At 40.8% G+C, this 23054-nt stretch carries 20 protein-coding genes; 8 read left to right on the forward strand and 12 right to left on the reverse strand.

Features of this window, described 5'->3' with window-relative positions; genetic code table 11:
* Positions 1-2: 2 nt before the first annotated feature.
* On the reverse strand, positions 3-1826 hold the full coding sequence (locus CYL31_RS16155; RefSeq protein ID WP_212916197.1) for a DUF3413 domain-containing protein: 1824 nt from the start codon (positions 1824-1826) through the stop codon (positions 3-5).
* Positions 1827-2351: 525 nt separating this feature from the next.
* On the opposite strand from CYL31_RS16155, the gene CYL31_RS16160 reads away from it, so the two are divergent.
* Positions 2352-2669 (forward strand): hypothetical protein, encoded by a 318-nt coding sequence (locus CYL31_RS16160; RefSeq protein WP_212916198.1) that lies wholly within the window; start codon positions 2352-2354, stop codon positions 2667-2669.
* A 77-nt stretch (positions 2670-2746) separates the two neighbouring features.
* Here CYL31_RS16160 and CYL31_RS16165 read toward each other — a convergent pair whose 3' ends face one another.
* A complete protein-coding gene (locus tag CYL31_RS16165; RefSeq protein WP_212916199.1) occupies positions 2747-3583 on the reverse strand; it encodes a sulfurtransferase in 837 nt (278 codons plus the stop codon).
* A gap of 121 nt (positions 3584-3704) precedes the next feature.
* Between CYL31_RS16165 and CYL31_RS16170 the strand changes: the two genes are divergently transcribed.
* Entirely contained in the window at positions 3705-4469 is a 765-nt protein-coding gene (locus CYL31_RS16170; protein ID WP_212916200.1) for a TlyA family RNA methyltransferase, read from the forward strand.
* Between the two features lie 12 nt (positions 4470-4481).
* Here CYL31_RS16170 and CYL31_RS16175 read toward each other — a convergent pair whose 3' ends face one another.
* Entirely contained in the window at positions 4482-5861 is a 1380-nt protein-coding gene (locus CYL31_RS16175; protein ID WP_212916201.1) for an MATE family efflux transporter, read from the reverse strand.
* 150 nt (positions 5862-6011) lie between these two features.
* The gene (gene lon / locus CYL31_RS16180) at positions 6012-8450 is read right to left on the reverse strand and encodes an endopeptidase La (RefSeq protein ID WP_212916202.1); all 2439 of its coding nucleotides are present in this window, start codon (positions 8448-8450) and stop codon (positions 6012-6014) included.
* Between the two features lie 292 nt (positions 8451-8742).
* On the opposite strand from lon, the gene upp reads away from it, so the two are divergent.
* Complete coding sequence (upp, locus tag CYL31_RS16185) at positions 8743-9399, forward strand: uracil phosphoribosyltransferase (RefSeq protein WP_212916203.1); 657 nt, start codon at positions 8743-8745, stop codon at positions 9397-9399.
* An 89-nt stretch (positions 9400-9488) separates the two neighbouring features.
* On the opposite strand, the gene CYL31_RS16190 is transcribed toward upp, so the two are convergent.
* The 3 genes from CYL31_RS16190 to CYL31_RS16200 all read right to left on the reverse strand — a co-directional run bounded on the left by CYL31_RS16190 (position 9489) and on the right by CYL31_RS16200 (position 12424).
* Positions 9489-10109, reverse strand: a complete 621-nt coding sequence (locus CYL31_RS16190) for a LysE family translocator (RefSeq protein WP_212916204.1) — start codon at positions 10107-10109, stop codon at positions 9489-9491.
* A gap of 18 nt (positions 10110-10127) precedes the next feature.
* On the reverse strand, positions 10128-10778 hold the full coding sequence (locus tag CYL31_RS16195) for a TetR/AcrR family transcriptional regulator (protein ID WP_249411612.1): 651 nt from the start codon (positions 10776-10778) through the stop codon (positions 10128-10130).
* 491 nt (positions 10779-11269) lie between these two features.
* Complete coding sequence (locus tag CYL31_RS16200) at positions 11270-12424, reverse strand: GGDEF domain-containing protein (protein ID WP_212916205.1); 1155 nt, start codon at positions 12422-12424, stop codon at positions 11270-11272.
* A 111-nt stretch (positions 12425-12535) separates the two neighbouring features.
* On the opposite strand from CYL31_RS16200, the gene CYL31_RS16205 reads away from it, so the two are divergent.
* The 3 genes from CYL31_RS16205 to CYL31_RS16215 all read left to right on the forward strand — a co-directional run bounded on the left by CYL31_RS16205 (position 12536) and on the right by CYL31_RS16215 (position 16622).
* On the forward strand, positions 12536-13507 hold the full coding sequence (locus tag CYL31_RS16205; RefSeq protein ID WP_212916206.1) for a glutathione S-transferase family protein: 972 nt from the start codon (positions 12536-12538) through the stop codon (positions 13505-13507).
* Between the two features lie 181 nt (positions 13508-13688).
* Positions 13689-14555 (forward strand): glucosaminidase domain-containing protein, encoded by an 867-nt coding sequence (locus CYL31_RS16210; protein WP_212916207.1) that lies wholly within the window; start codon positions 13689-13691, stop codon positions 14553-14555.
* Positions 14556-14705: 150 nt separating this feature from the next.
* The gene (locus CYL31_RS16215) at positions 14706-16622 is read left to right on the forward strand and encodes a beta-ketoacyl synthase (protein ID WP_212916208.1); all 1917 of its coding nucleotides are present in this window, start codon (positions 14706-14708) and stop codon (positions 16620-16622) included.
* A 37-nt stretch (positions 16623-16659) separates the two neighbouring features.
* Here CYL31_RS16215 and CYL31_RS16220 read toward each other — a convergent pair whose 3' ends face one another.
* The gene (locus CYL31_RS16220) at positions 16660-17556 is read right to left on the reverse strand and encodes a LysR family transcriptional regulator (RefSeq protein ID WP_212916209.1); all 897 of its coding nucleotides are present in this window, start codon (positions 17554-17556) and stop codon (positions 16660-16662) included.
* 138 nt (positions 17557-17694) lie between these two features.
* Here CYL31_RS16220 and CYL31_RS16225 point away from each other — a divergent pair, with 138 nt between their 5' ends.
* Both CYL31_RS16225 and CYL31_RS16230 read left to right on the forward strand, forming a co-directional pair.
* Positions 17695-18234, forward strand: coding sequence for a YceI family protein (locus CYL31_RS16225; protein WP_212916210.1), 540 nt, complete (start codon positions 17695-17697; stop codon positions 18232-18234).
* Between the two features lie 34 nt (positions 18235-18268).
* A complete protein-coding gene (locus CYL31_RS16230; protein WP_212916211.1) occupies positions 18269-19144 on the forward strand; it encodes a hypothetical protein in 876 nt (291 codons plus the stop codon).
* Between the two features lie 9 nt (positions 19145-19153).
* Here the strand turns inward: CYL31_RS16230 and CYL31_RS16235 are convergent, their stop codons facing one another.
* The 4 genes from CYL31_RS16235 to CYL31_RS16250 form a co-directional block, all read right to left on the reverse strand.
* A complete protein-coding gene (locus CYL31_RS16235; protein ID WP_212916212.1) occupies positions 19154-19570 on the reverse strand; it encodes a hypothetical protein in 417 nt (138 codons plus the stop codon).
* Positions 19571-19614: 44 nt separating this feature from the next.
* On the reverse strand, positions 19615-20493 hold the full coding sequence (locus CYL31_RS16240) for an SDR family oxidoreductase (protein ID WP_212916213.1): 879 nt from the start codon (positions 20491-20493) through the stop codon (positions 19615-19617).
* Complete coding sequence (locus CYL31_RS16245; RefSeq protein ID WP_212916214.1) at positions 20490-21269, reverse strand: TatD family hydrolase; 780 nt, start codon at positions 21267-21269, stop codon at positions 20490-20492. The genes CYL31_RS16240 and CYL31_RS16245 overlap by 4 nt, the downstream gene beginning before the upstream one ends.
* Positions 21270-21381: 112 nt before the next feature.
* The gene (locus CYL31_RS16250; protein WP_212916215.1) at positions 21382-22938 is read right to left on the reverse strand and encodes a phosphoenolpyruvate carboxykinase; all 1557 of its coding nucleotides are present in this window, start codon (positions 22936-22938) and stop codon (positions 21382-21384) included.
* Between the last annotated feature and the right edge of the window lie 116 nt (positions 22939-23054).

The raw sequence follows: 23054 nt of genomic DNA on the forward strand, positions 1-23054 counted from the left end.
AATTATTTCCTAAACCGACTCACACTATCCAGTGCATCTTTTAAAAATACATAATTAGGTTCGGCACCTTTTTTCACCCGATTGGTTAAATCATAGATTTTATATTGTCCACTCGCCCCAACCTCTAAAATACTGTCATGAGTAATCAAGGCATAACTAGCATAACTTGAAGACAACACCCAATCTCGTTCCTCACTTTCACCTAAAAGATCAATACCTACCGAATAAGTATCTAAGGAACTGGTAACGCCAAGATAGTTTTTCATTAACGTCGGAACAACATCTTCATGACTGGTTATAGAGCCTAAACCTTCTTTTAGCCTTCCAATATTAGGTCCAACCATAACAAATGGTACATGTGTTTGCGCTGGCGTAAAATTACTGTTGTGCCCCCAATAGTTTAGTTTATTGTCATTCAGTTCTTGCGCATGATCACCAGTTATAATTACAACCGTATTATCTGCATCTCCCGTTGTTTTTAACTCATCCAACACTTTTTTTGCTAAATCATCCACATAATGAACGCTTGTCTTATATCTATTCATAAACAATGTTGGATCTGTATCATTATTGAGAGTCAAGTAATTCACTTCACTTAGCATTGGCTCGTATTTTTTTCCGTAATCTTTCGGAAAATCGTAACCATGCGGAGCATCATAGAAAAGAAATGAAAATACAGGTTTAGATTTATCTCTGTGCTGATACCATTGCAACCAATCTTCCGTCAGCTTGCCATCTCTTTCAGCAGGTGAACGCCCTTCTGACCTTAAACGCAAGTCATTCACTTTAGTAAAGACAGTTTGATTAAATTCAGGATCAGTCAACGAAGCCGAAGTAAAAATACCTAGCTGATAGTCCAACGCCTGAAGGCGATCAATAAAAACAGGTGATTTTTGATTCGACAGTATGCTTTGCCAATATGTCCCTGGTAGACCATAAAAAAGACCAAAAATCCCAGTACGAGTATTATTCCCAGTAGATATATGATTTTCAAAAGAAGCACCATTTTGAGCATAAGCCCACATGCTAGGAGTATTATCAGCATTAAAAGTATCAAAACGCCATGAATCAACCACCAAAAACATGATATTCACGGGTTTATCAACAGCAACAGTATTAAGTCTTCCAATTGGATAATTAAGGTTACTAGCCACTTTTAAAGACAATACTTTTTGCCGCTTCAGTGCCTCCTCATCAATCCAGCCGTATTGACGCATCAAATTATTTGCCGTCGCAGGCTGAAATAAAGGTAGATAGCTTTTGCTTATTGTAACGGGTTGGTAAGCATTCGCAGCGGCCCATATATGAATAAAATTACTCGCAAAAAAACACAAGATAAACAAGCAGGCGAAATATCTTTTTTTAATCCAAGTAGCAGATCTAGCACTTAGAAAGTTTAGTAGTGCATATTCAATTAAAAATATAGCCAAAAAACTAACAGCGGCAACAAACCAAGTAATAATAGAAAAATCAACCACATCACCGGATAACACTAATTTAAGAACAACTTCATTGATATGGAAGCGATATTGGGCGAACACAAAGGTATCAATCAACAGCAAAAACAAGGATGCAGACGCTAAAAAACCAGCTACCAGATAAAAAAGTTTTCTAGGTAAAAAGACCAAAAAAAAGGCAAATAACCCCAATATTCCACCGAGTAACGCCATCTGCCCGATTAAGCTCGTGACAATAAAAGAAGCACCTAAGACATCAGCAGGAAACTCAGGCAAAAATAAAAAATATCTTATAGCCAAAAGAATAGAGAAAAGTATGTTTATTATTAGAAAATAACCAAAAACTGAACGTTTATTACCAAGAGCCATGCTATAAAACCAAATAATTTTATTAAAAAATAAAAAAGCTAGTCTGTAATCAATCGCCTATAACAATTAAATTTTTCTAGACTTCATTTTTCATATCAAGTACATCATCCATGACTCGGTTAGCTACATTACTCTGATATAGCTTCATAAATTACTAACGTATTGCAGTTATAAGAAATAATTTTTACTCAGCCAAGTGATTCTCAACCCGTCATCTTTAAATGAAAGTACGGCTTCTTATTAAGTATATAGACCCTCTAAGAGGCAATGTCCAAGGCGACGAGCTCATTACACTTTGCTATTAACGGAGTACTAGAAAAACCAACATAGCCAGCTCCTAGCATAGCTATTTTCATTCAGATCACCTTTTGACTTTAAAGATAGAATTTACGCTCTAAAGAGGCTATTTTACAGTTTGCACCATAATTAAAAACGCCAAAATGCGCTTTTTTCATTAATTACATCAAGAAATACAGCAAATCGAGAACACCACAGCTAATCTTAATAAAAAACAAGGAGTTCTATATGAAGTTTGAACTGGTAGATCGTCAAGGCTATATCCCTGATCTTAACTATGGCGAATCAGGACAAGAGCTTTCCTGCTTTATTCCCAGTGATTACCCTTTTCAGCAAGTCAGCTATGATAATGGCGAAGGCGAAGCCATCATAGACAAACACACTTGGCATTTTTTCTTCACACAAGAAGGCATAGGCATCAAATTAATGGATGGTATTGTGACACTAAAAGAAGCGGAGCACTTCCTACTTGCAGTTAAATCACACATTTGGGGGGAGACACATCAACAAGTACAAATTTTCATGGCGGGTACAACTCCGAAATAACATGTGCCTTACTACGTCACTTAGCCTCTATTAAAGAGGCTAAGTTTATCGGCATGGATGGCACTAAAAAAACATTATCACAATGCAACCGCTCGCAGCATTCTTTTCGACCATTGACTCCACGACCCAACATAAACTTGCTTTGCTTCTATGCCTGCATAATTTAATGCCAAGACATTATGACAAGCCGTCACACCGGATCCACAATAATATACATACGTATCACTACTACCGGATAACCAGTCTTGCCACTCTACATGCAATTGTTCCGCAGGTTTAAAACAAGCATCTGCATCTAAGTTATCTGAGAATGGACGATTAATCGCCCCAGGAATATGCCCAGCAATAGGATCCATGGTTTCATTTTCACCATTAAACCGATCTGACGCTCTAGCATCCACCAGCTGAAATTGATTCGTCTCAAAGTTTTCAACTATCGCTTGCTCACTAATCGCCCAAGGAAATGAAACCTCAACTCTATTAGATGACGCTTTTGCTATGACTGGAGTCAATGAAACATCTCTACCCTCTCTCAACCATGCAGGAAAGCCACCATTTAAAACACGTACATCAATATTTTGCTGGCTAAGCATCCACCAGGCGCGTGCAGCAATCGCCCCGCCCATATCGTCGTATACAACAACTTGAGTATTGAGATCTATTCCCCAAGCCTGTAATTTCTCTGAAAAAACGACTTCGTCCGGTAGAGGATGTCGACCAGTCAATTCCGTCTCTGGTGCTGCCAACTCATGATGAACATCCACAAAAATAGCGCCAGGAATATGACCGTTATCGTATTCCGATTTACCTTTAGCATGATCGGTCAAATAGAACCGACAATCTAAAACAACCACATTCGGCTGCCCAAGCAATAGGGCCAGTTCATTTGTATTAATCAGTGTTTTTAATAGCACAGGCTTTCCTCAGACAATCGTCAGTGGTCATAAAACAGACCCTTTCTGTTTCTTTTAAATCTACTTTGATTATTCATTTTTTGCTAACATTCGCGACAATTATCTTACTACTGAGTTTTCTATGTTACGTATCGACCTAATTCTTACCGAGCAAGGCCTTGCCAAATCTCGCTCGCAAGCACAAACCTTTATCAGTGAAGGACGAGTCTCATACAAACAAAACGAAAAGTGGATAAAAGCCACCAAGCCTAGCATAAAACTGCCATCAGACATTGAGCTGACCGTAACCTCAGACAAAGCCGACAAATACGTTTCCCGTGGTGCTTTGAAACTTGAAGGTGCTTTGTTACATACACAACTAAATATCGAAGGTTTCCTTGTATTAGATATCGGCCAATCTACCGGTGGCTTTAGTGATTGTGCAATTCAGCATGGCGCAGCGCATGTTGTCGGAGTTGAGGTAGGACACGGACAACTAGACCCTAGCCTGCGTAATAATCACAATATAACCTGCCTAGAAGGAATTAATGCTCGAAACTTGAGCATTAACGATCTAAATGAACACTTTCCAGCAAACGGTTTTGATCTTGTCGTCATGGATGTTTCTTTTATATCGCAGACTAAAATTTTGCCTCAGCTACCAAATTTACTAAGTGAAGCAGGCCACCTGATTACATTAGTAAAACCTCAATTTGAAGTAGGAAAAGAATTCATTGGCAAAGGTGGAATAGTAAAAGACAAGCAGCGTGTAAATCGGCTTGAGCAAGACATAAAAGCCTTTGTCACTTCATTAGGATTCGAAGTGAAGTGCTATATAGAAAGCCCAATAAAAGGTGGTGACGGTAATCAAGAGTTTTTACTCTGGGCTATTAAGGCAGAAGGTTAAAAGAGAAAGTTTTTAAATTATTTCATCATAACTGTGATTATTTGTAGGCAAGATTTCACGAGCCTCTTTCTCTTCCAGCTCTGTAATGTAGTTTCTAGCCATATAAAAACCCAAACAACCAAAGATAACGGATCCAACGGCTTGTCCGAAAAGTATCCCCTCTGCCCCCATAAAAAGAGAGAAAATGGTAATCAGTGGCCATGTACCTAATGTTGCGCGACCAAAATTCAACAAGGTGCTATTCAAGGGTTTACCAAGATTATTAAAAACAGCAATCGCAATAAACAATAGACTCTGAAAGAAAAAGCTAAAAGACACAAAAGTAGCAAAAAACCGAATCAGATCTGCGCTTCCTTGAGAGGCATGAAATACTGATACCAGCCAATCTTGCATTTGATAAAGGCAGAAGCACAAGACGAGGCAATAACCTAGAGCATAAACCACGGCACTACTGATCGCACTGTGCATTCTGTCAAAGCGCCCTGCCCCATAATTCTGACCCAGTATAGGCCCAACAGCGCCAGATAAAGCAAATATTCCACCAAACACCACAGGAATAATTCGCCCAATAACGGCCACAGCCGCTACAGCATCATCGCCAAACGACGCTGTATGCTCCATCACAATAGCATTTGCTAACGGCGAGGACATATTCGTTAACATGGCAGGAATGGCGATCATAGAAATCGATTTAACGTCTTTGAAGAAGTCCATTAAATCAAATTCGCCAAGCATCTTATGGATATGAACCACGCCATAATACGACACAGCAACCATGGAAAAACGCGCAATCAAAGAGGCTATGGCCGCGCCTTGCACGCCCAACCCGAAAGCGAAAATAAAAATAGGATCCAATAGCGCATTGACCAAACCACCAACCATGGTGGCGTACATGGCACGACGGGCATCGCCTAGCGCTCGCATAATGCCAGAGCCAATCATGCCAATCATGACCGCAGGCATGCCGATGACCAAGATCTGCAGATACCCTGTTGCTAAATCGAGAGTTCGCCCTGTGGCACCAATATACAAAAGGATATGAGGAATATTAGGCCATAAAAGCCAGACAACTCCGGTCGAAAAGAAAATACCAAACGCCAGCACATTGACTGCACGACGTTTAGCTAACTCGATCTGTCCTTCACCAACAGCTCTTGATACCAAAGCTGTTGCCGCAATAGAAACAGCAATGCTCAAAGAGATGGTAAAAAACATGATGGTGCTAGCAAAACCTACAGCAGCTACCGCTTCCTTCTCGCCCAACATAGAAAGGAAAAGCATGTCGACCAAATCGACCAAAAACATGCACATTAGACCAAACGCACCGGTGGCTGACATGCTAACGACATGTTTAAAGGTTGAACCTTCTGTAAGCTTTCCCGGACCAGGCATTTGTTTCCCCTAAAAATGACGCATTGACCGCGCGACAATAAAACGCAAAAAAACGCGCCCAAAAATAAAAAACCGGACAAGCAAGCACTTGTCCGGTCAGGTATTTTCTCATGTATGACGATTTGAGAAAATGCTTACATTGTGGATAACCTAATGAAGATCGTTATTTGATCGATTAAAAACGATTTTTTCAACATCGACAAAGCGTTCGGCAAAATGCACCGTCATCCCATCTTTGACAGATTCAGGCAATTCTTCAAAATCACGACGATTTGGCTCAGGTAAAATTACCTCACTAATTTTACTACGCTTAGCTGCGATTATTTTCTCGCGGATACCACCAACCGCTAAAACCTGACCGGTGAGCGTCAATTCACCCGTCATAGCCAACCCACGTCGAACCGGCTCCCCTTTCGCTAAGGACAATAATGCCGTCGCCATGGAAATACCCGCGCTTGGCCCATCTTTTGGCGTAGCGCCTTCAGGAACATGCAAATGCACTAAACTTTTATCAAAGAATTCTGGATGTTTTTGATAACTCTTTGCATGAGAAAAAACGTAGGAATACGCGATCTCAGCAGACTCTTTCATTACATCACCGAGTTTACCAGTGAGTTTTAAGCCACGTGTTAGTTCATGGACTTTATTGGCTTCAATTGGCAACGTCGCTCCGCCCATAGAAGTCCAAGCCAAGCCAGTCACCACACCAACGCCTTGTAATGTTTTCTCAGGTCGGAAATAAGGCATCCCCAATAACGTCTCGACGTCTTTCACACCAACATTGATGTGCTCTTTTTCGCCAGTCATTAACTCAACAACACTCTTGCGCAAGACTTTTTGCAATAGTTTATCTAAACCACGAACCCCTGCCTCACGAGCATAATGCTCAATAATATGACGTAACGCAGCATCAGTGATATTCAACTGCTTCTTCATCAACTTGTTTTTCTTTAGCAATTTAGGCCATAAATGCTGCTTAGCAATTGCTAGTTTTTCATCACCAATGTAACCAGACAACCGAATAACATCCATTCGATCTAACAAAGGCGCAGGGATCGTATCTAACTGATTTGCCGTACAAATAAACAACGCCTTAGATAGATCGATACGCATATCCAAATAGTGGTCGAGAAACTCAACATTTTGCTCAGGGTCAAGGGCTTCCAATAAGGAAGACGCTGGATCACCTTGGAAAGAAGAGCCAATTTTATCGATTTCATCCAACATGATGACAGGATTTTCTACCTCGACATCTTTTAGTGCTTGAACGAATTTACCCGGCAAAGCGCCAATATAGGTACGACGATGGCCTTTTATTTCGGCCTCATCTCGCATGCCGCCAAGACTAAAGCGATAGAACTTACGGTTTAGAGACTCCGCAATAGACTTACCAATGGACGTTTTACCAACCCCAGGAGGACCGACCAGCAGTAAAATGCTGCCGCCCATTTCGCCGCGGTGCGCACCCAAAGCTAAGAATTCAACAATGCGGTCTTTTATGTCGCCAAGACCTGCATGATGAGATTCCAGAACCTCACGGGCTAATTTAATATCCAAGTTATCTTTTGAGTGAACCCCCCATGGTAAAGACGTCGCCCAATCTAAATAATTACGCGTCACGCCGTACTCAGGAGAACCTGTTTCAAGAATACTCAGTTTATGAAGCTCTTCTTGAATTTTATCATTCACGGCTTTAGGTAAGGTTTTACCTTCTAAGCGAGCCTCGAATGTTTCGACATCAGAAGTGCGGTCATCTTTTGAAATACCCAGCTCTTTCTGGATGATTTTCAATTGCTCTTTTAGGAAAAAGTCTCGCTGATGCTTACTTATTTTATCGTTCACTTCGGCGCTAATCTCATTCTGCAAGCGCGCAATTTCAAGCTCTTTTCTCAGCAAGGTAAGCGCTAAATGCATACGAGCATTTACCGGAATAGTAGCCAATACATCATACAAATCTTCCGAATCCGCAGAGGTAATAGATGCAGCAAAGTCTGCCAACAAGCCCGATTCATTAAATGAGAATCGACCTAGATACTGTCTTAAATCTTCGCTAAACAAAGGGTTTAAACGAATCAGTTGTTTAATCGCATCTAGAATGGCAATGGAATAAGCTTTCGACTCATCGTCATTGGACTTCACATCATTAATGTAACGAACGCGAGCCAAATAAGGCGCTTCTTCACTTAACCATTCTATCACTTCAAAACGCTTTACACCTTGAGCCAAAAAGGTCAACTTATCGTTTTGCTTCTCGGCTTTATGTACTCTTGCAACACAGCCAATTGAACGAAATTCGTCAACTGAAGGTGCTTTTTTCGTTTTCTTGTCCGCATAAACTAGGCCAACAACCGCTTGAGGATGTTCTGCGATTCGCTCTAGCGTATCCTCCCACTGCTCGGCATCAACCATAACGGGTTGAACCTGTGCTGGAAAAAATGGGCGGCTTGAAATAGGTAAGATAAACAACGTTTCAGGTAAAACATCATCAGGAAGAGCAAGACCTCTTGGGTCACTAATCACAACACCATCTTCTTCTGTTACTTCTACTTGGTCTTCTTGTGCATCTAAGTATTGTTCGTCATCACTCATAATAAACTTCTCAATAAATATGTATTTTTGTAAAAATGACGCTAGAAATGTCTATGACAATTTTTTATTGGCATTTTTCTATGGATACACCTTATGTAATGACGATATTGCCGAAAACAATACCATAGGCGACTTTCCCAAATGCTTACTCACTTCAAGAAACAAACTAACCCATAGGACAGGATTAGTTATTTGGCCTATTCCGACTTAGTGTTATTATAAGGACCATGATAAATGTAGAACTCGCTCAATTTCACACTCTCGACCCAGAGTTACAAAAAAGGAAAGGCTAATGACCCGCGATGAACTCCTTAAGGCTTACAACGATATATTTGTGATTAAACACCCTTTTGTTAAACACAAATTAACCAGTCTTCGCGATAAGAACACCAGTACCCGTGAATTTCGTATGTTAGTAGAAGAGCTAGGGACATTGATTGGCTACGAAGCTACGCGCGATCTAGAAACAACCGACGTTGAAATTGAAACACCTTTAGAAAAAGCCATGTGCCCAGTTCTAAAGGGCAAAAAGCTTTGTATTGTGACAATAATGAGAGCAGGTAATGGACTTGCAGAGGGCGTACTAAAATTGTCGCCTAGTGCACGTGTAGGTCACGTTGGCTTGTATCGCGACCCGGAAACAAAACAGCCTGTTGAATACTACCTAAAAATGCCACATTCAGTGAATGAACGTACCATTATTGTGGTTGACCCAATGCTAGCAACGGGCAACTCAGCTATTATGGCCATCGACAAAATGAAGGAAATGGGTGCAACAGATATTCGCTTCATCTGCCTATTTGCTGCGCCAGAAGGCATTGAAGCATTTAAAGAAGCACACCCAGACGTTGCCATGTACATTGGTTCAATTGACCGTGGTCTTGACGAGCACGCTTACATTCGTCCAGGTGTTGGCGATGCTGGCGACCGAATTTACGGCACGCGCTAATCATTTAAAAAGCAAATAAAAAGCCGTCTTTTAATTGCATAAAAAGGCGGCTTTTTTGTTATTAAGAAGCGAGCAAAAAATTATAACTGCTAACTCTTAAGAGCCAAAAACGCACCAGCACTTGCCATGATGCCACCCGCCGTTTTATTCAATGTTTTCATAGAACGCTCAGACTTCATGAAACGTCTTGCCTGAGAAGCGCCAATAGAAATCGCAGTCAAACCAAGTAACAACGCCACAAAAGTAAGAAGCGACGCAAACACTATATCCATCGCACTTAAAACAGTTAAATCCATAAATGTCGGCAGAAAAGCGACATAAAAGAGTATAACTTTAGGGTTAGAAGCTGAAATCATAAAACCTTGGACAAAGCTCGCGATCTCATTATTCGCTTCTTGTAGATTATCACCCGAAGACATTGTTGAAACTGGCGACACCCACATTTTCCATCCCAAATAAATAAGGTAAGCGGCACCAGCATAACGTATGACAAGAAATACCTCTTCCCAAGCCGCTGCAATAGCCGCCAAACCGTAACACGCCATCACTAAATAAACGATATCACTCATTACCATACCAAGGCTTAGAGAAAAACTCGCTCTCGCACCTCTAGAAATACTTCTTGCCAAAATCGCAAAAATCCCAGGGCCTGGAGTAATGCCAAAAATAAAAATAGCGAGAAAAAACGTAATTCCGCTTTCTAATGTCATGCCTAGCTCTCCATCAATTTACAACGGTTGCTCAACAACACCGCAACCAGCTAACACCATTCTAGTAATAAACTGCTTTGCTTCTTCATAGTCACTTTCTTCTAACTCATCTTTCTGCAGCATTATTTTAACTTGCGCATCAAAATCTGCGTAAGTCTGAGTCATCGCCCAAATACTAATAAATAGATGTTCTGTTGAAACAGGACACATCAAGCCTTTATCCACCCAAACCTGAATGGTCGCTTTTTCACGACTTAACTCAGTAACAAATAAACTTTTAAGATAATCTAAGACAAAAACTTCTTCGCCAATTAACGCCATTGCAAAAATCTTTGAGGCATTTTTATTAGTACGGGATTGATCTATTTTTTCACTAATGTAGCGCGTCAGATTGTGCTTAGGCCCCTCTTCAACATTAAACTCGCTGACGGAATCTAACCAAAGACGAAGAATGCGCTCTAATACCGCTTCTAGAAGGTCTTTTTTAGAGCGATAGTAGTAATGAACATTGGCCTTTGGCAGACCAGCTTCATCAGCAATCATCTGAGTTGTGGTTTTAGCCAGACCTTGTCGTGCAAAAACACGCTCCGAGGTTTCTAAAATGAGCGTTTGGTTTTGAGCTCGGATATGCGCTTTCAACTGATCTTTTGGTCGTTTTACTTCGGTCAAGGGTGAAGCCTCGCTGATCAACATGTTACTAAAGGGGGAATGTTTTTGTATTGTCTTACCATCCTGCGCAATACAGATGAAGGATAACATCCTTTAGAATCGGCACGAAGAAATAAGAAAAATCAGCATAAAAAAAGGGAGCCGAAGCTCCCCATTTCCCCTCGTAGCAGAGACGTTAATGACTATAGGCATTCGTCATTAGGCTAACTGCTACACCACGTTGGCGCTGTAATTGAGACGCAAAACCAATAAAATTCAGCGTACATCAATGTTCTTGATCGATGGCAATTACCATCGTTGGTTACTTGTACAGTAAACCGAAAAGACTCTACTAACTTCTAAGTATTAACACTTCTAGAAATTGAATCAGATGATTCAAACAAATAAATACAGTCTTTTATAAAATCTATATAAGGATTATAGACAGCTGATTTTACAGTGCAATAGATGAGAGCAAAAAAACTGACCGATCGATCAGTTTTTTTAAAGATTTAGACGTTTTTTGGAGATGGAGATTTGGAAACGCGGTTCCTTCCTTTCTTTTTAGACTGATACAAGGCTTCATCCGCTCTCTTTAGGACTGAATCTGGAGATTCACCAATAGTAGCAAAAGCCACACCAACACTGGCTGTAACATTCACCCCTATCTCTTGTTTCTTTTTAGGATCAAACACCTCAACCAAAGCGTCTTCGATACTTTCTCGAATCAATTCTAGAACATCTTCAACCTCAGTAAGGCGCTTACCTCGAAACACAATAGTAAATTCTTCACCACCGAAACGAAACGCCTTTCCAGGGCTCGAAAACTGCTTCAACTGAGAGGCAACACTTTTAAGCACTTTATCGCCCATGTCATGCCCATAAGTGTCGTTAAACTTTTTAAAATGATCTACATCGACCATGGCAATTGCATAGTGCTTAGACAGTCCGACAAGCTGCTCATTCAAAGCACGCCTACCAGGTAATTTAGTCATATCATCTAAATAAGCCATGCGATGACTTTCCATCAGCAAAAACCAAATCCACAATAAAAACTGTGCTGACAATAAAGCATCAAACTGATTTCTTGAGGAAACAAAATGACTGATAATCAGTAAACTGACAATACTTATCAGACCGCTTGCTCGAAAGGTGTCACCGCTTAGCCACCAAGCCAGACCAATTGCCAGGGCACTGACAATCAAGACACTCCACAATAAAACAGTCGACCAACTTACACTGCTACTTAAAAAAGCATAATCTAAAAAAGCAAAAGACACCCAGCTTCGTTCAATGGCATAACACCAGCAAAGTAGCATCAACACGAAGAGGATTCGATTAACCGCAAAACGATTAAAAAAACCTCGCTCAGGCACAAAGCCCAATAAAGCAATACAAAAACAAGAGACAACCAAATAAGCAGTCAATGATGCAGCTTGGTCTGAATCACCATAAAGCTTTGGAATCAAAAGTAGCAACACAAGGATTAACACTCGACCTTTATTAAAATGCCAAGCGAGTAAAATTGCGATACCAGCAAAAATAAGAGGAAGTAACGGTAACAGGCTAAACCACAAAGGTGGCAACAAGCCAACATACAAACTAGCATAAACACTCACTAGTAAAATGCAGCATGGAACTAACAGTGAACCTAAACGTTCAGACATAGAAATATCAAACCCATCGAATCATTCGATTAAATACGACCAATATATTGCCCCGAAAGCGATTCAATTTCATTAATAATAACGTGAATTCTAAACCAAAAGGAAAACACAATGGGATTACTTGTAGATGGGCAGTGGACCGATCAGTGGTATGACACCAAAGCGAACAACGGAAAATTTGTACGCAGCGAATCCGAGTTCAGAAACTGGATCTATCCCAAACACGAATACGATCAAAACAACCCGAACCATTTCCCTGCTCAAACTGGCCGCTACCACCTGTACGTCTCTCTTGCCTGCCCTTGGGCACATCGCGCACTGATTTTTATTAAATTAAAACAACTAGAAAACATCATTAGCATTAGCTGTGTTCATCCCGATATGCTTGATAATGGCTGGGAATTCAAGCAAGACGATAACTTTATAGATCCCAACATTAGTATAGGGGATCCATTACACCATTTTGATTTTGCCCATCAGCTTTATACCAAAGCCAAGCCAGATTACAGCGGCAGAGTCACTGTACCTATTCTATGGGACAAAGAACGCCATACTATTGTCTCCAACGAATCTTCAGAAATCATCCGTATTTTTAATCGTGCATTTAATGAAATAACTCATAACAACTTAGATTTTTATCCAAATGATAAAGCAGAAGAAATAGATCAACTAAATGAACGCATTTACAATACAGTCAATAATGGTGTCTACAAGTGCGGCTTTGCAACGACTCAAGAAGCTTACGAAGAGGCTCTAACGCCACTTTTCGATACTTTGGAGTTTTTAGAAGAAAGATTAACGACTCGCACTTATTTATTAGGAGAAGAGCAAACCGAAGCAGACTGGCGTCTTTTTACAACGCTCATTCGCTTTGACGCAGTCTACTTCGGGCACTTTAAATGTAATATGAAGCGTATTCTAGACTACCCAAACCTCAACGTTTTTTTAAAGCGCCTGTACGACACTTCTAGTATTGCAAGCACAGTAAACCTACAACACATCAAACGACATTATTACTACAGCCACAAAACAATCAACCCAACTCAAGTGGTTCCAATGGGGCCCGCTAAATTATTTCCTTAAACATCAATTAAGTAAAAAAGGAATTAAGGCAAATTCAAGAAGCCTGAGTTAAAGTCTATTAAAGTGAGCTCTTTTTAAGGATAATGGGCTCACTTTTTTATCTGCGCACCCCTTTAGTTAGCTATTGCTTGCTTTGTAATGCTTACTGAAAAATATAAATATTTGAGACTTGTGGCTATTTATGGAAAAGAAAATACTCTGGACTATCTCTTTTGCACTAATATTTATTTTGTGGATAAAAGCTGGCCCATTTAAAAATGATATCGACGACATCATGGATGAGTCATCAGAAACAAGCTCCCAATACGATGAATCAGGTGAAGCGACATCAGACGAAAAGAACTACTTTAAATCACATCCGATTCAGAAAAACGCTCCTGACTTTTCTGCAATAGCAGATGTCAAAGAACGTAAAAAAGCCTTCTTTGATTACTTAACCCCTTTTATAAATGAAAAAAACAGTCTTATTTTAAAAGACCGTGAACGCTTGAACGCCCTGCTTGCTAGTAATAAAAAACTATCAGCAAAAAACAAAAAATGGATTTCTACACTTCGTCAAAATCATAAGCTTAAAAAACTTGAGAGTTACACAAAAGACGACATAAAAGCATTACTTAATCGCATCGACATCATTCCAGCCTCACTGGTTTTAGCACAATCTGCCAATGAATCTGCATGGGGAACATCTCGTTTTGCCACGCAAGGCAACAACTACTTTGGCCAATGGTGCTTTAGAAAAGGCTGTGGCTTAGTCCCAGAATCAAGAAACGAAGATGCCGATCATGAAGTGCGAAAATTCAATGATGCCCGCGAGTCTGTGTTTGCCTATATTGATAACCTAAACACTAATGCCGCTTACAAAAAACTCAGAGCCTCTCGTGCGCAGCTAAGAAAAGATAAACAAGTCGTCACTGGTCTTGCCCTTGTTCATGGTTTAGAACACTATTCAGAACGAGGCCAAGCCTACGTAGAAGAAATAGAAGGCTTAATCAATTACAACAAACTTTGGCGCTTTAATCGCTCTCAGCCAAAACCAGAGCAACCATAACCAATAACAATATTCAAAGCTCAAAGAAGATAAAAATGTAATAAAATGCAACTTATTGTTACGAAATTACTTTATGTGGGGTGGCTAAGCGTTACCCCCTTCATTACAATACCGTAATATTTCACCCACTCATCAAACGAGGAAATTCAATTGGCCCGTTTACCTGTTATTGTTGGCTTTGGCGGAATCAATTCGGCTGGTCGTACCTCTTCACATCAAGCATATCGCCGAATTGTCTTTGATCTTCTTCCAAGCTCAATCCAGCAGGATGTTTTACTCGATCTTGCCACTATTACCAACATGGCCGAGCACAAAAATGGCCTTTGGTATACTAATGGTGGGGAAGCACTAGATGCCGCCGCACTTATTGACAGCATCGGAGAGTCTCTTCTTGCTCGCACCTTAATTCGTCGTATTCACCCTAGTTTATTTGATGTTGACCATGTGGTTTTACACAAATCCACAACACTACAGTCAAGTCACAGCGAAGAAAAACTCAGCTTTACTATCAAAACACGCTCTCTTCCAAATGATCGCCCTACAAATTGGCAAGTAACAGAGCTTTCAGACACCCTAAGCGAAGTCGTTGTTGACGGTAATCTAGAAACTTTTATAAAAGACACTCGCCCTCTTTCTGTAAAAGCTGCAGGACAACTACCCACTGGCTTTGATCCATCTAAGCTGTATCAAAGTCGAAATCATCCTCGCGGCCTACAAATGACTGTCTATGGTGCGTCAGATGCTATTAAAAGTAGCGGCATTGATTGGGAAACCATTCGCAGCAAAGTCGCCCCAGATCAAATGGCGGTTTACGCTGCCAACTCAATTGGTCAAATGGACGACTTAGGATTTGGCGGTATGCTCAAATCTGCCCTAATGGGTAAACGCACAACATCGAAACATTTGCCTCTTGGTTATGCTCAAATGCCAGCAGACTTTGTAAATGCTTACATTTTAGGCAGCGTTGGCAATGTCGGTACTGCAATTGGTGCCTGTGCAACGTATTTTTTCAACCTAGAAAAAGCTATCGACGGCATTAAGAGTGGAAAATTTCGCGTGGCAATGGTTGGCGGCAGTGATGCTCCGATCACCCCCGAAATTATCGAAGGCTTCAGAACAATGGGTGCCTTAGCAGAAGATACCGCTCTGCTTGCTCTGGACGAGATAACAAATCAAGAAGAACCAGACCATACCCGCAGCTGCCGACCATTTGCTCAGAACTGTGGTTTTACCATTGGAGAATCTAGTCAATGGACACTTCTGATGGATGATGAACTTGCCATTGAATTAGGCGCTGAAATATTTGGAGCTATCCCAGCGGTATTTTCACATGCAGATGGACATAAAAAATCCATTTCAGCGCCAGGTATTGGCAACTATTTAACCATGAGTAAAGCCATGGCTTACCTGCAAAATATCATAGGTAATGACGGCTTAACGCAGCGTACTTTCATTCAAGCACATGGTACCAGCACACCGCAAAACCGTATCACTGAATCTCACGTACTAAGCAAAGCGGCGACTAGCTTTGGTGCAACCGATATGCCAGTTGTAGCCATGAAAGCTTTCCTAGGCCACTCTCAAGGTACTGCAGGTGGCGATCAGTTGCACTTATCTTTAGGCGTGTGGAAAGACGGCATTTTACCCGGTATCACAACATCCAACGCGGTTGCCGATGACGTTTATCAAGACGGCCTAAAATTCCAACTCAAGCACGAGGTTTATGGAAAAGACCATTTTGATGCGGCATTATTAAACTCAAAAGGTTTTGGTGGAAATAACGCAACAGCTGTTTTGTTATCTCCAATTCAAACCATGAAAATGCTAAACAAGCGCTACAGTGCAGAGCAAATGAGCGACTACCAAGCGAAAAACGCTGATGTTGTTGCTGCAGCTGAGGAATATAATCAATCCGCTATTCGTGGTGAAACGCTTCCTATCTACAAATTTGGATTCAACGTATTAGGCGGTGAAGAGCTTAATATAACGGATCAAGAAATTCGTTTGCCTGGCTATGATATGCCTGTAAATCTAAACATAGAAAATGAGTTTAGCGATTTGAAATAACAAAAAGCTCAAATCTAAGATACTGGCCAATACACTATCAAAATTTTGTATTGGCCAGTTTGTCTTGTAAAAAATCTAGTAACAATCGAGTCTTCCTAGACATTAGCTTGCGTTGTGGATAAATAGCATAAAAGCATATTTCGTAGCCCTTATACTTTGACAACAAGTTGATCAGCGCACCTGATTCAATGTGCTTTGCTACCAGAAAATCAGGTTGATAAATCACCCCCAAACCCGCCAAGGCAAACCGAGTTAAAGCACCACCATTATTCGCAGTAAAAGCGCCAGAAACCGAAACCGTTTGAGAAACACCGGCTTCGTCTATCAACGACCAACGATTTGGCACGAGCGCATTGCTATACAAAAGGCAGGAATGACTTTCTAGCTCTCCTATATGATGAAGCTCTCCATGCTGCAAAATGTAATCTGGCGACGCACAAACAAACCCTTTGGAATAGCACAGAGGCCGAGCAACAAATTGATCCCCTCCTAAATCCCCTCCCCTAATCGCAATATCAACACCAGATTCCGTCATATCGATACGTTTATCACTAAAATCTATATCCAATTCGATTTGAGGATATAAACGACTAAAACTATCCAGTAAAGGCACAATGTGCGATAAACCAAAATCCATTGGCACACTAATCCTCAGCAGCCCTTTTGGCTTTTGTGTCAAATCGCCAATTTCGCTCTCTGCTTCCTCAATCGCATCAAGTATCGCTATGCAGTGCTGATAATATTTACGACCAGCATGAGTGATACTGATGTTACGAGTATTACGCTGCAAGAGCTTAGTCCCTAACTCCTCTTCAATAGAGTTAATATAGCGTGTCACCATAGGTCGAGAAATCCCTAAAGAGTCACTCGCTAATTTAAAGCTTTCTGCCTCATAAACACGGCAAAACACCTTCATCGCTTGCAGCTTATCCATTCACTTCCCCAAAAAATAAAAAGTTCCCTTATTATCATTTCTTTTTAGTTAATATTGAATTGTTTTTAGCGCTGATTATTTATTAAAAAAAACAATCTACACTGTGCACATCTTTGAATCTAGTAAAGGAATGTAAGAATGAAAATAATTAGTATCAGTGCATTAATGCTTGTATCAAGCCTATCCATGGCAGCAGATTATAAAATTGATCCCGCCCATTCTGGTGTTGTATTTAAAGTAGGTCATTTGGGCGTTAGCACAACTGTTGGCCGCTTTAATGAATTCGAAGGTGATTTTGCATACGCCGAAGATGGAAAATCAGGTAACGCATCATTGACGATAAAAGCAGACAGTATCGATACCAATCACGATGCTCGTGATAAACACCTACGTAGCCCTGACTTTTTAGATGTTAAACAATTCCCAACACTGACCTTTAAAAGCACCAAATTTGAAGGAAACACCTTAACTGGTGATCTAACTCTACACGGCGTAACTAAGTCGGTTAGCTTTGATGTTAACAAGGTTGGAGAAGGGAAAGATCCTTGGGGTGGTTACCGTGCAGGTTTTGAAGCAAAAACCGTTATTCAGCGCAGTGATTTTGGCGTTAGCTACTTCATCCCAGGCGTAACAGATAAAACAGAAATTGAAGTTTATGTGGAAGGCATTCGCCAATAATCAATTCAGAAAAAAAGCACCAAGGAAAGCGATCATGTACGAAGAAGCCAGTAACTCTACTGTTTTAATGCTATTACATACGGCAGTTTACCCCTTTCTCGCCGCACTAATAGTCAGCATTGTTGCTGGCAAATTGTTACGCGCATCGTCTTATCTTGGTTACCTTGGCGGCTTTATTGTCGGACTCAGCCTGATCCATTCAGGCTTGAGTTTCCCACCAAAGCAAGCGATAGACTATTACAGCATAACAGTATTAATTGGCATCGTTTCACTATTTAGCTTAGTCACTATTAAACAACCAGTAATTCGCAACAGTGCTGGTTTTATATTGTTTGGACTATCGTTTTATCTTCTACTCAACCCAGTATTAAAACACTCAGGCCCTATCGTTAGCCTTAGTTGGGCAGCAAGCTGCGCATTCATCGTTCTGCTTTACCAACTGATACAACAAAAAATACAAAAAACAGCAGATCAAAAAGCACAGCCAGAACGCAGCATTTCCCCACTACTTTTACCAATAGGACTAATGGTCACTGCTGGCGCAGCTGCACCGGTTATATCAATTGGAGGAAGCTTACTAATAGGACAGCTATTAGGTGCTTTAGGTGCAGCGTTATTTGCCTATGTGACTATTAGTTATTTTACTAAAACCACACAAAGCCAAACCAGTATCCCAGCTCTCCTAATACTAGGAGGATTAATTACACAAAGTCATGTTCTAGCAGACATTCCGTTAAACGTCATGCTAATGCTTGCTGCAAGCAGCTTTATAACGCCAATAGCCGTTGCTCTAGGCGGTCGATTAAGCAACAGACAAAGTATTTTCATTATCATTGGCCAAATCGTAATCAGCATTTTAATAAGTGGATTAAGCTTATGGTTGGTTTGGCCGGAAAGTAGCCTGTATTAATCAAAAACGCTAATCTTTGAAAATAGATCTAGAAGATTGCCATAGTGGTAAAATAACAGCCGCTATGGCACAGCTAGCAGCACCATATGACATCATATACAAGACATCAGATTCACTAAGATGAAGGTGAATGAAGACAGAAACATAATTAGGAACAACAATAAATAACCATATCCCTATAACTATAAAGAAGCGACCAAAACCAGATAGCCCCTTTATTCTTAGCAATAACCAAGCCGTAAAATACAAATACACAAAAGAAGAAAATGCGAACAACAAAATCACACCAACGGAAGGTTGCTTCGCCATATCTACCAAAGCTGCACGCTCTAAAAGTGACACAGGTGCCGAAGCATACCAAGCCCCCCCAACAAGCATTTGAAAGATAAAAGCTAATACGACCGCTTTATGATTTATTTTGTACACATCACCTCCCATTCTACTTATTTATCTCAACCAAAAATTGGCAACTAACTAGCTTGATATAATTCCTTAACTAAACTTCTTAATTTTGATCGCCATGGGCGCTGTTTTATCCCAAAGTGATTAAATATCTTCCGACAAGATAATGATTGCCGCTGCATAACTAATGTTTCATGCACCTCTGGAAACGAATCACCAATTGCCTCGACTTCTACTTGTGCTTTAGGATCGAATTGACTGGAAGTCGCCAAAATAGCCTCAACCAATCGAATCCAACTAATTTCTTCAGCACAACAATAATGGTAAACACCTTTATTTTGAGCACCGTAATGCCCTTGATTTACCATAGACAAAATCACTCGAACCAAATCAGACACTGGTGTAGGACTACCAATTAAGTCATCTTTATAAGCAAGATTAACGCCATCTTGAATCAAGCCTAGCGTCCTACAAACAAAGTCATCCCCTTTACCACTGAATAACCAACCCGTTCGTAGCACAATATTATTAGGGTTACTCAGCACAATAGACTCCGCCTCAATCAAAGCTTTTGCATAAGCCTCAGAACTATCTGGAACATCAATTTCAGCGTAAGGCACATCTTTATTGCCAGAAAACACCCTAGCACTGCTAATCATGATTAATGTCGTGCTCGATTTTTCACTCAAATACCGTAAAGAGGACTGAAACTTTCCATAATCATTTTGCAGCGCATAACGTAAGCTTAACGCATCAATAATAACGTCAAACTGCATGGCATCTAATTCAGCTCTTCTGCTAACATCCAGTAATAGCGATTCATCAGGACACAACCATTCGAATTCGTCTTTGCCTTCAGAAAGCTGCAAGAAAGACGAACCAACTTCAGTGCCACTTCCCAAAAGAAGAATACGAATAGGCGCGTTAATATCTTGTGTATTATTCAAAGTAAGTCCTCATTCCACCTTGGAAAAGTCCTCAGTAGATTATCATATGTCTGCTGTGCAATCTGCTCTACACTTTCCTCCCTTATCTGCGCCACACTCTGCGCAATAAGAGGAATAGAAAGAGGGGTATTATGTTGCCCTTGAAAACCATAAAGCGGCATATCAGGCGAATCCGTTTCAAGCACAAATGCATTATCACTGAGCAATGCCAATACTCTATGCGCTTTTTGTGCTCTTGGATAAGTCACCGTACCACCAATCCCCAGCACAAAGCCAAGGTCCAAAAAACGTTTCGCTTGTTCAGAGCTGCCATTAAAAGCATGAACAACACCACCGCATTTAAAACCAACTTCCCGCAAATACTTAAACACCAAATCATAACTTTTTCTGGCGTGTAAAATAACTGGTAATTTCAATGATTTAGCCACACTTAACTGACGAGTGAAAAACGCCACCTGTACTTTCATATCAATAGCATTAGGCCAACAATCCAATCCTATCTCACCAACGGCAACCACACGAGGTGTATCACATTGCTCAGCAAGAAAATCGATTTGATCCAACGAAGCTTCCGACAAAAAATAAGGGTGTAAACCATAAGCAGCTCGCCACTCAGGATAACGCTTCATCAATATTTCCAACTTCGACCAGCTAGCAACAGTCGTCGCAGGCACCAAAAAACCCGCCACACCATTTTCCAAGCAGCGTGACATCAACGAATCGCGTTGCTCATCAAACACATCAAAATCTAAATGACAATGGCTATCAATAAACATATAGAAGAGGTTACACGATTTAAAGGATGAAGTACTAGATTATAAAACATTCGAAAACAAAAAAGGCCGTACAAAATGCACGGCCTTTTTAAGAAACACAGTAAAAGTAAGCTTAAAGCGATGGGCCAGCCTTCACAATAGCATCAGACACTGTATCGAACTTCTTAAAGTTCTCAACGAATTGATTAATCAAATTTTTCGCTTGAGCTTCATAAGCTGACTGATCTGACCATGTCTTACGAGGGTTCAATAAAACACTATCAACACCAGGAACTTGAGTCGGAACATCCAAGTTAACGTCAGACAAGTGCTCGGTTTCAGCATCAGCCAAAACACCAGATTGAATCGCAGAAATTACCGCACGAGTAGTAGGAATACTAAAACGCTTACCACCTTGACCATGAGCACCACCAGTCCAACCAGTATTAACCAGATAAACCTTGCTACCGAACTCCTCAATGCGCTTAATCAAAAGATCCGCGTACACATCAGCAGAACGAGGGAAGAAAGGCGCACCAAAACAAGTAGAGAAGGTTGATTTAATACCCGTACCAGCGCCCATTTCTGTTGAACCAACAAGCGCTGTGTAACCACTTAAAAAGTGATAAGCTGCCGCCTCTTTCGTCAAGATAGAAACTGGAGGAAGAACACCTGTCAAATCACACGTTAAAAAGATAATGGCATTTGGCTCACCAGCTCGGTTGCCCGCTGCACGTTTTTCAATATGCTCACGAGGGTAACCAGCACGACCATTCTGAGTCAAAGATGTATCAGCGTAATCAGCAACACGTGTTTCAGGATCTAGAACAACGTTTTCAACGATAGTACCAAATTTAATCGCATCCCAAATAATCGGCTCATTTTTTTGAGAAAGATCAATGGTTTTTGCGTAGCAGCCGCCTTCAATATTAAAAACAGTGTCTTTACCCCAACCATGTTCATCATCGCCAATCAAAAAGCGCTCAGGATCAGCAGACAAAGTTGTTTTACCCGTACCTGACAATCCAAAAAACAAAGTCACATCGTCTTCTGTACCGACGTTGGCAGCACAATGCATTGGCAATACATCATGAGCAGGCAACAAATAGTTTTGTACGGAGAACATGGCTTTTTTCATTTCACCAGCGTAACGCATACCTGCGATAAGCACTTTGCGCTCAGCAAAGTTCAGAATCACACAACCATCTGAATTGGTGCCATCACGCTCAGGCTCACAAACAAAGTTTGGCGCATTAAGAATCTGCCACTCACCTTTGCTTGATGGATTATATACATCAGGACGAATAAACAGGTTACGACCAAATAATTGGTGCCAAGCTGTTTCAGTGCGCATAATCACTGGCAAATAATATTCATCTCCCGCACCGACATGAATGTTAGATACAAACGACTCTTGGCCATCAAGATACGCAGCAACTCGATCCCAAAGCGGAGCAAATTTTGCTTCAGGGAACGGGCGATTAACAGGGCCCCAATGAATGCTATCTTTACTGGACGCTTCTTCAACGATGAAACGATCCATAGGAGATCGACCGGTACGAGCACCTGTTTCAACAACAAGCGCGCCGTTATCGGCAAGAACCCCTTCGCCATTCTGCAGGGCTTTTTCAACCAACTGCGGCGTAGTTAAATTTGTATGAATACTAGTTACGTCTGATGCGGAGTTCATGTTGCTAAATCCTCTGAACTATAAAGATTGTCTGGTCATTTTTATTATTATGCGAAAGTTTTTTTCTGTAAAAAGCATAGTAACAAAACAATCTAAGAAAAAATATTGTTATAACA

Source organism: Marinomonas sp. A3A, assembly GCF_018336955.1.
Taxonomy (GTDB): domain Bacteria; phylum Pseudomonadota; class Gammaproteobacteria; order Pseudomonadales; family Marinomonadaceae; genus Marinomonas; species Marinomonas lutimaris.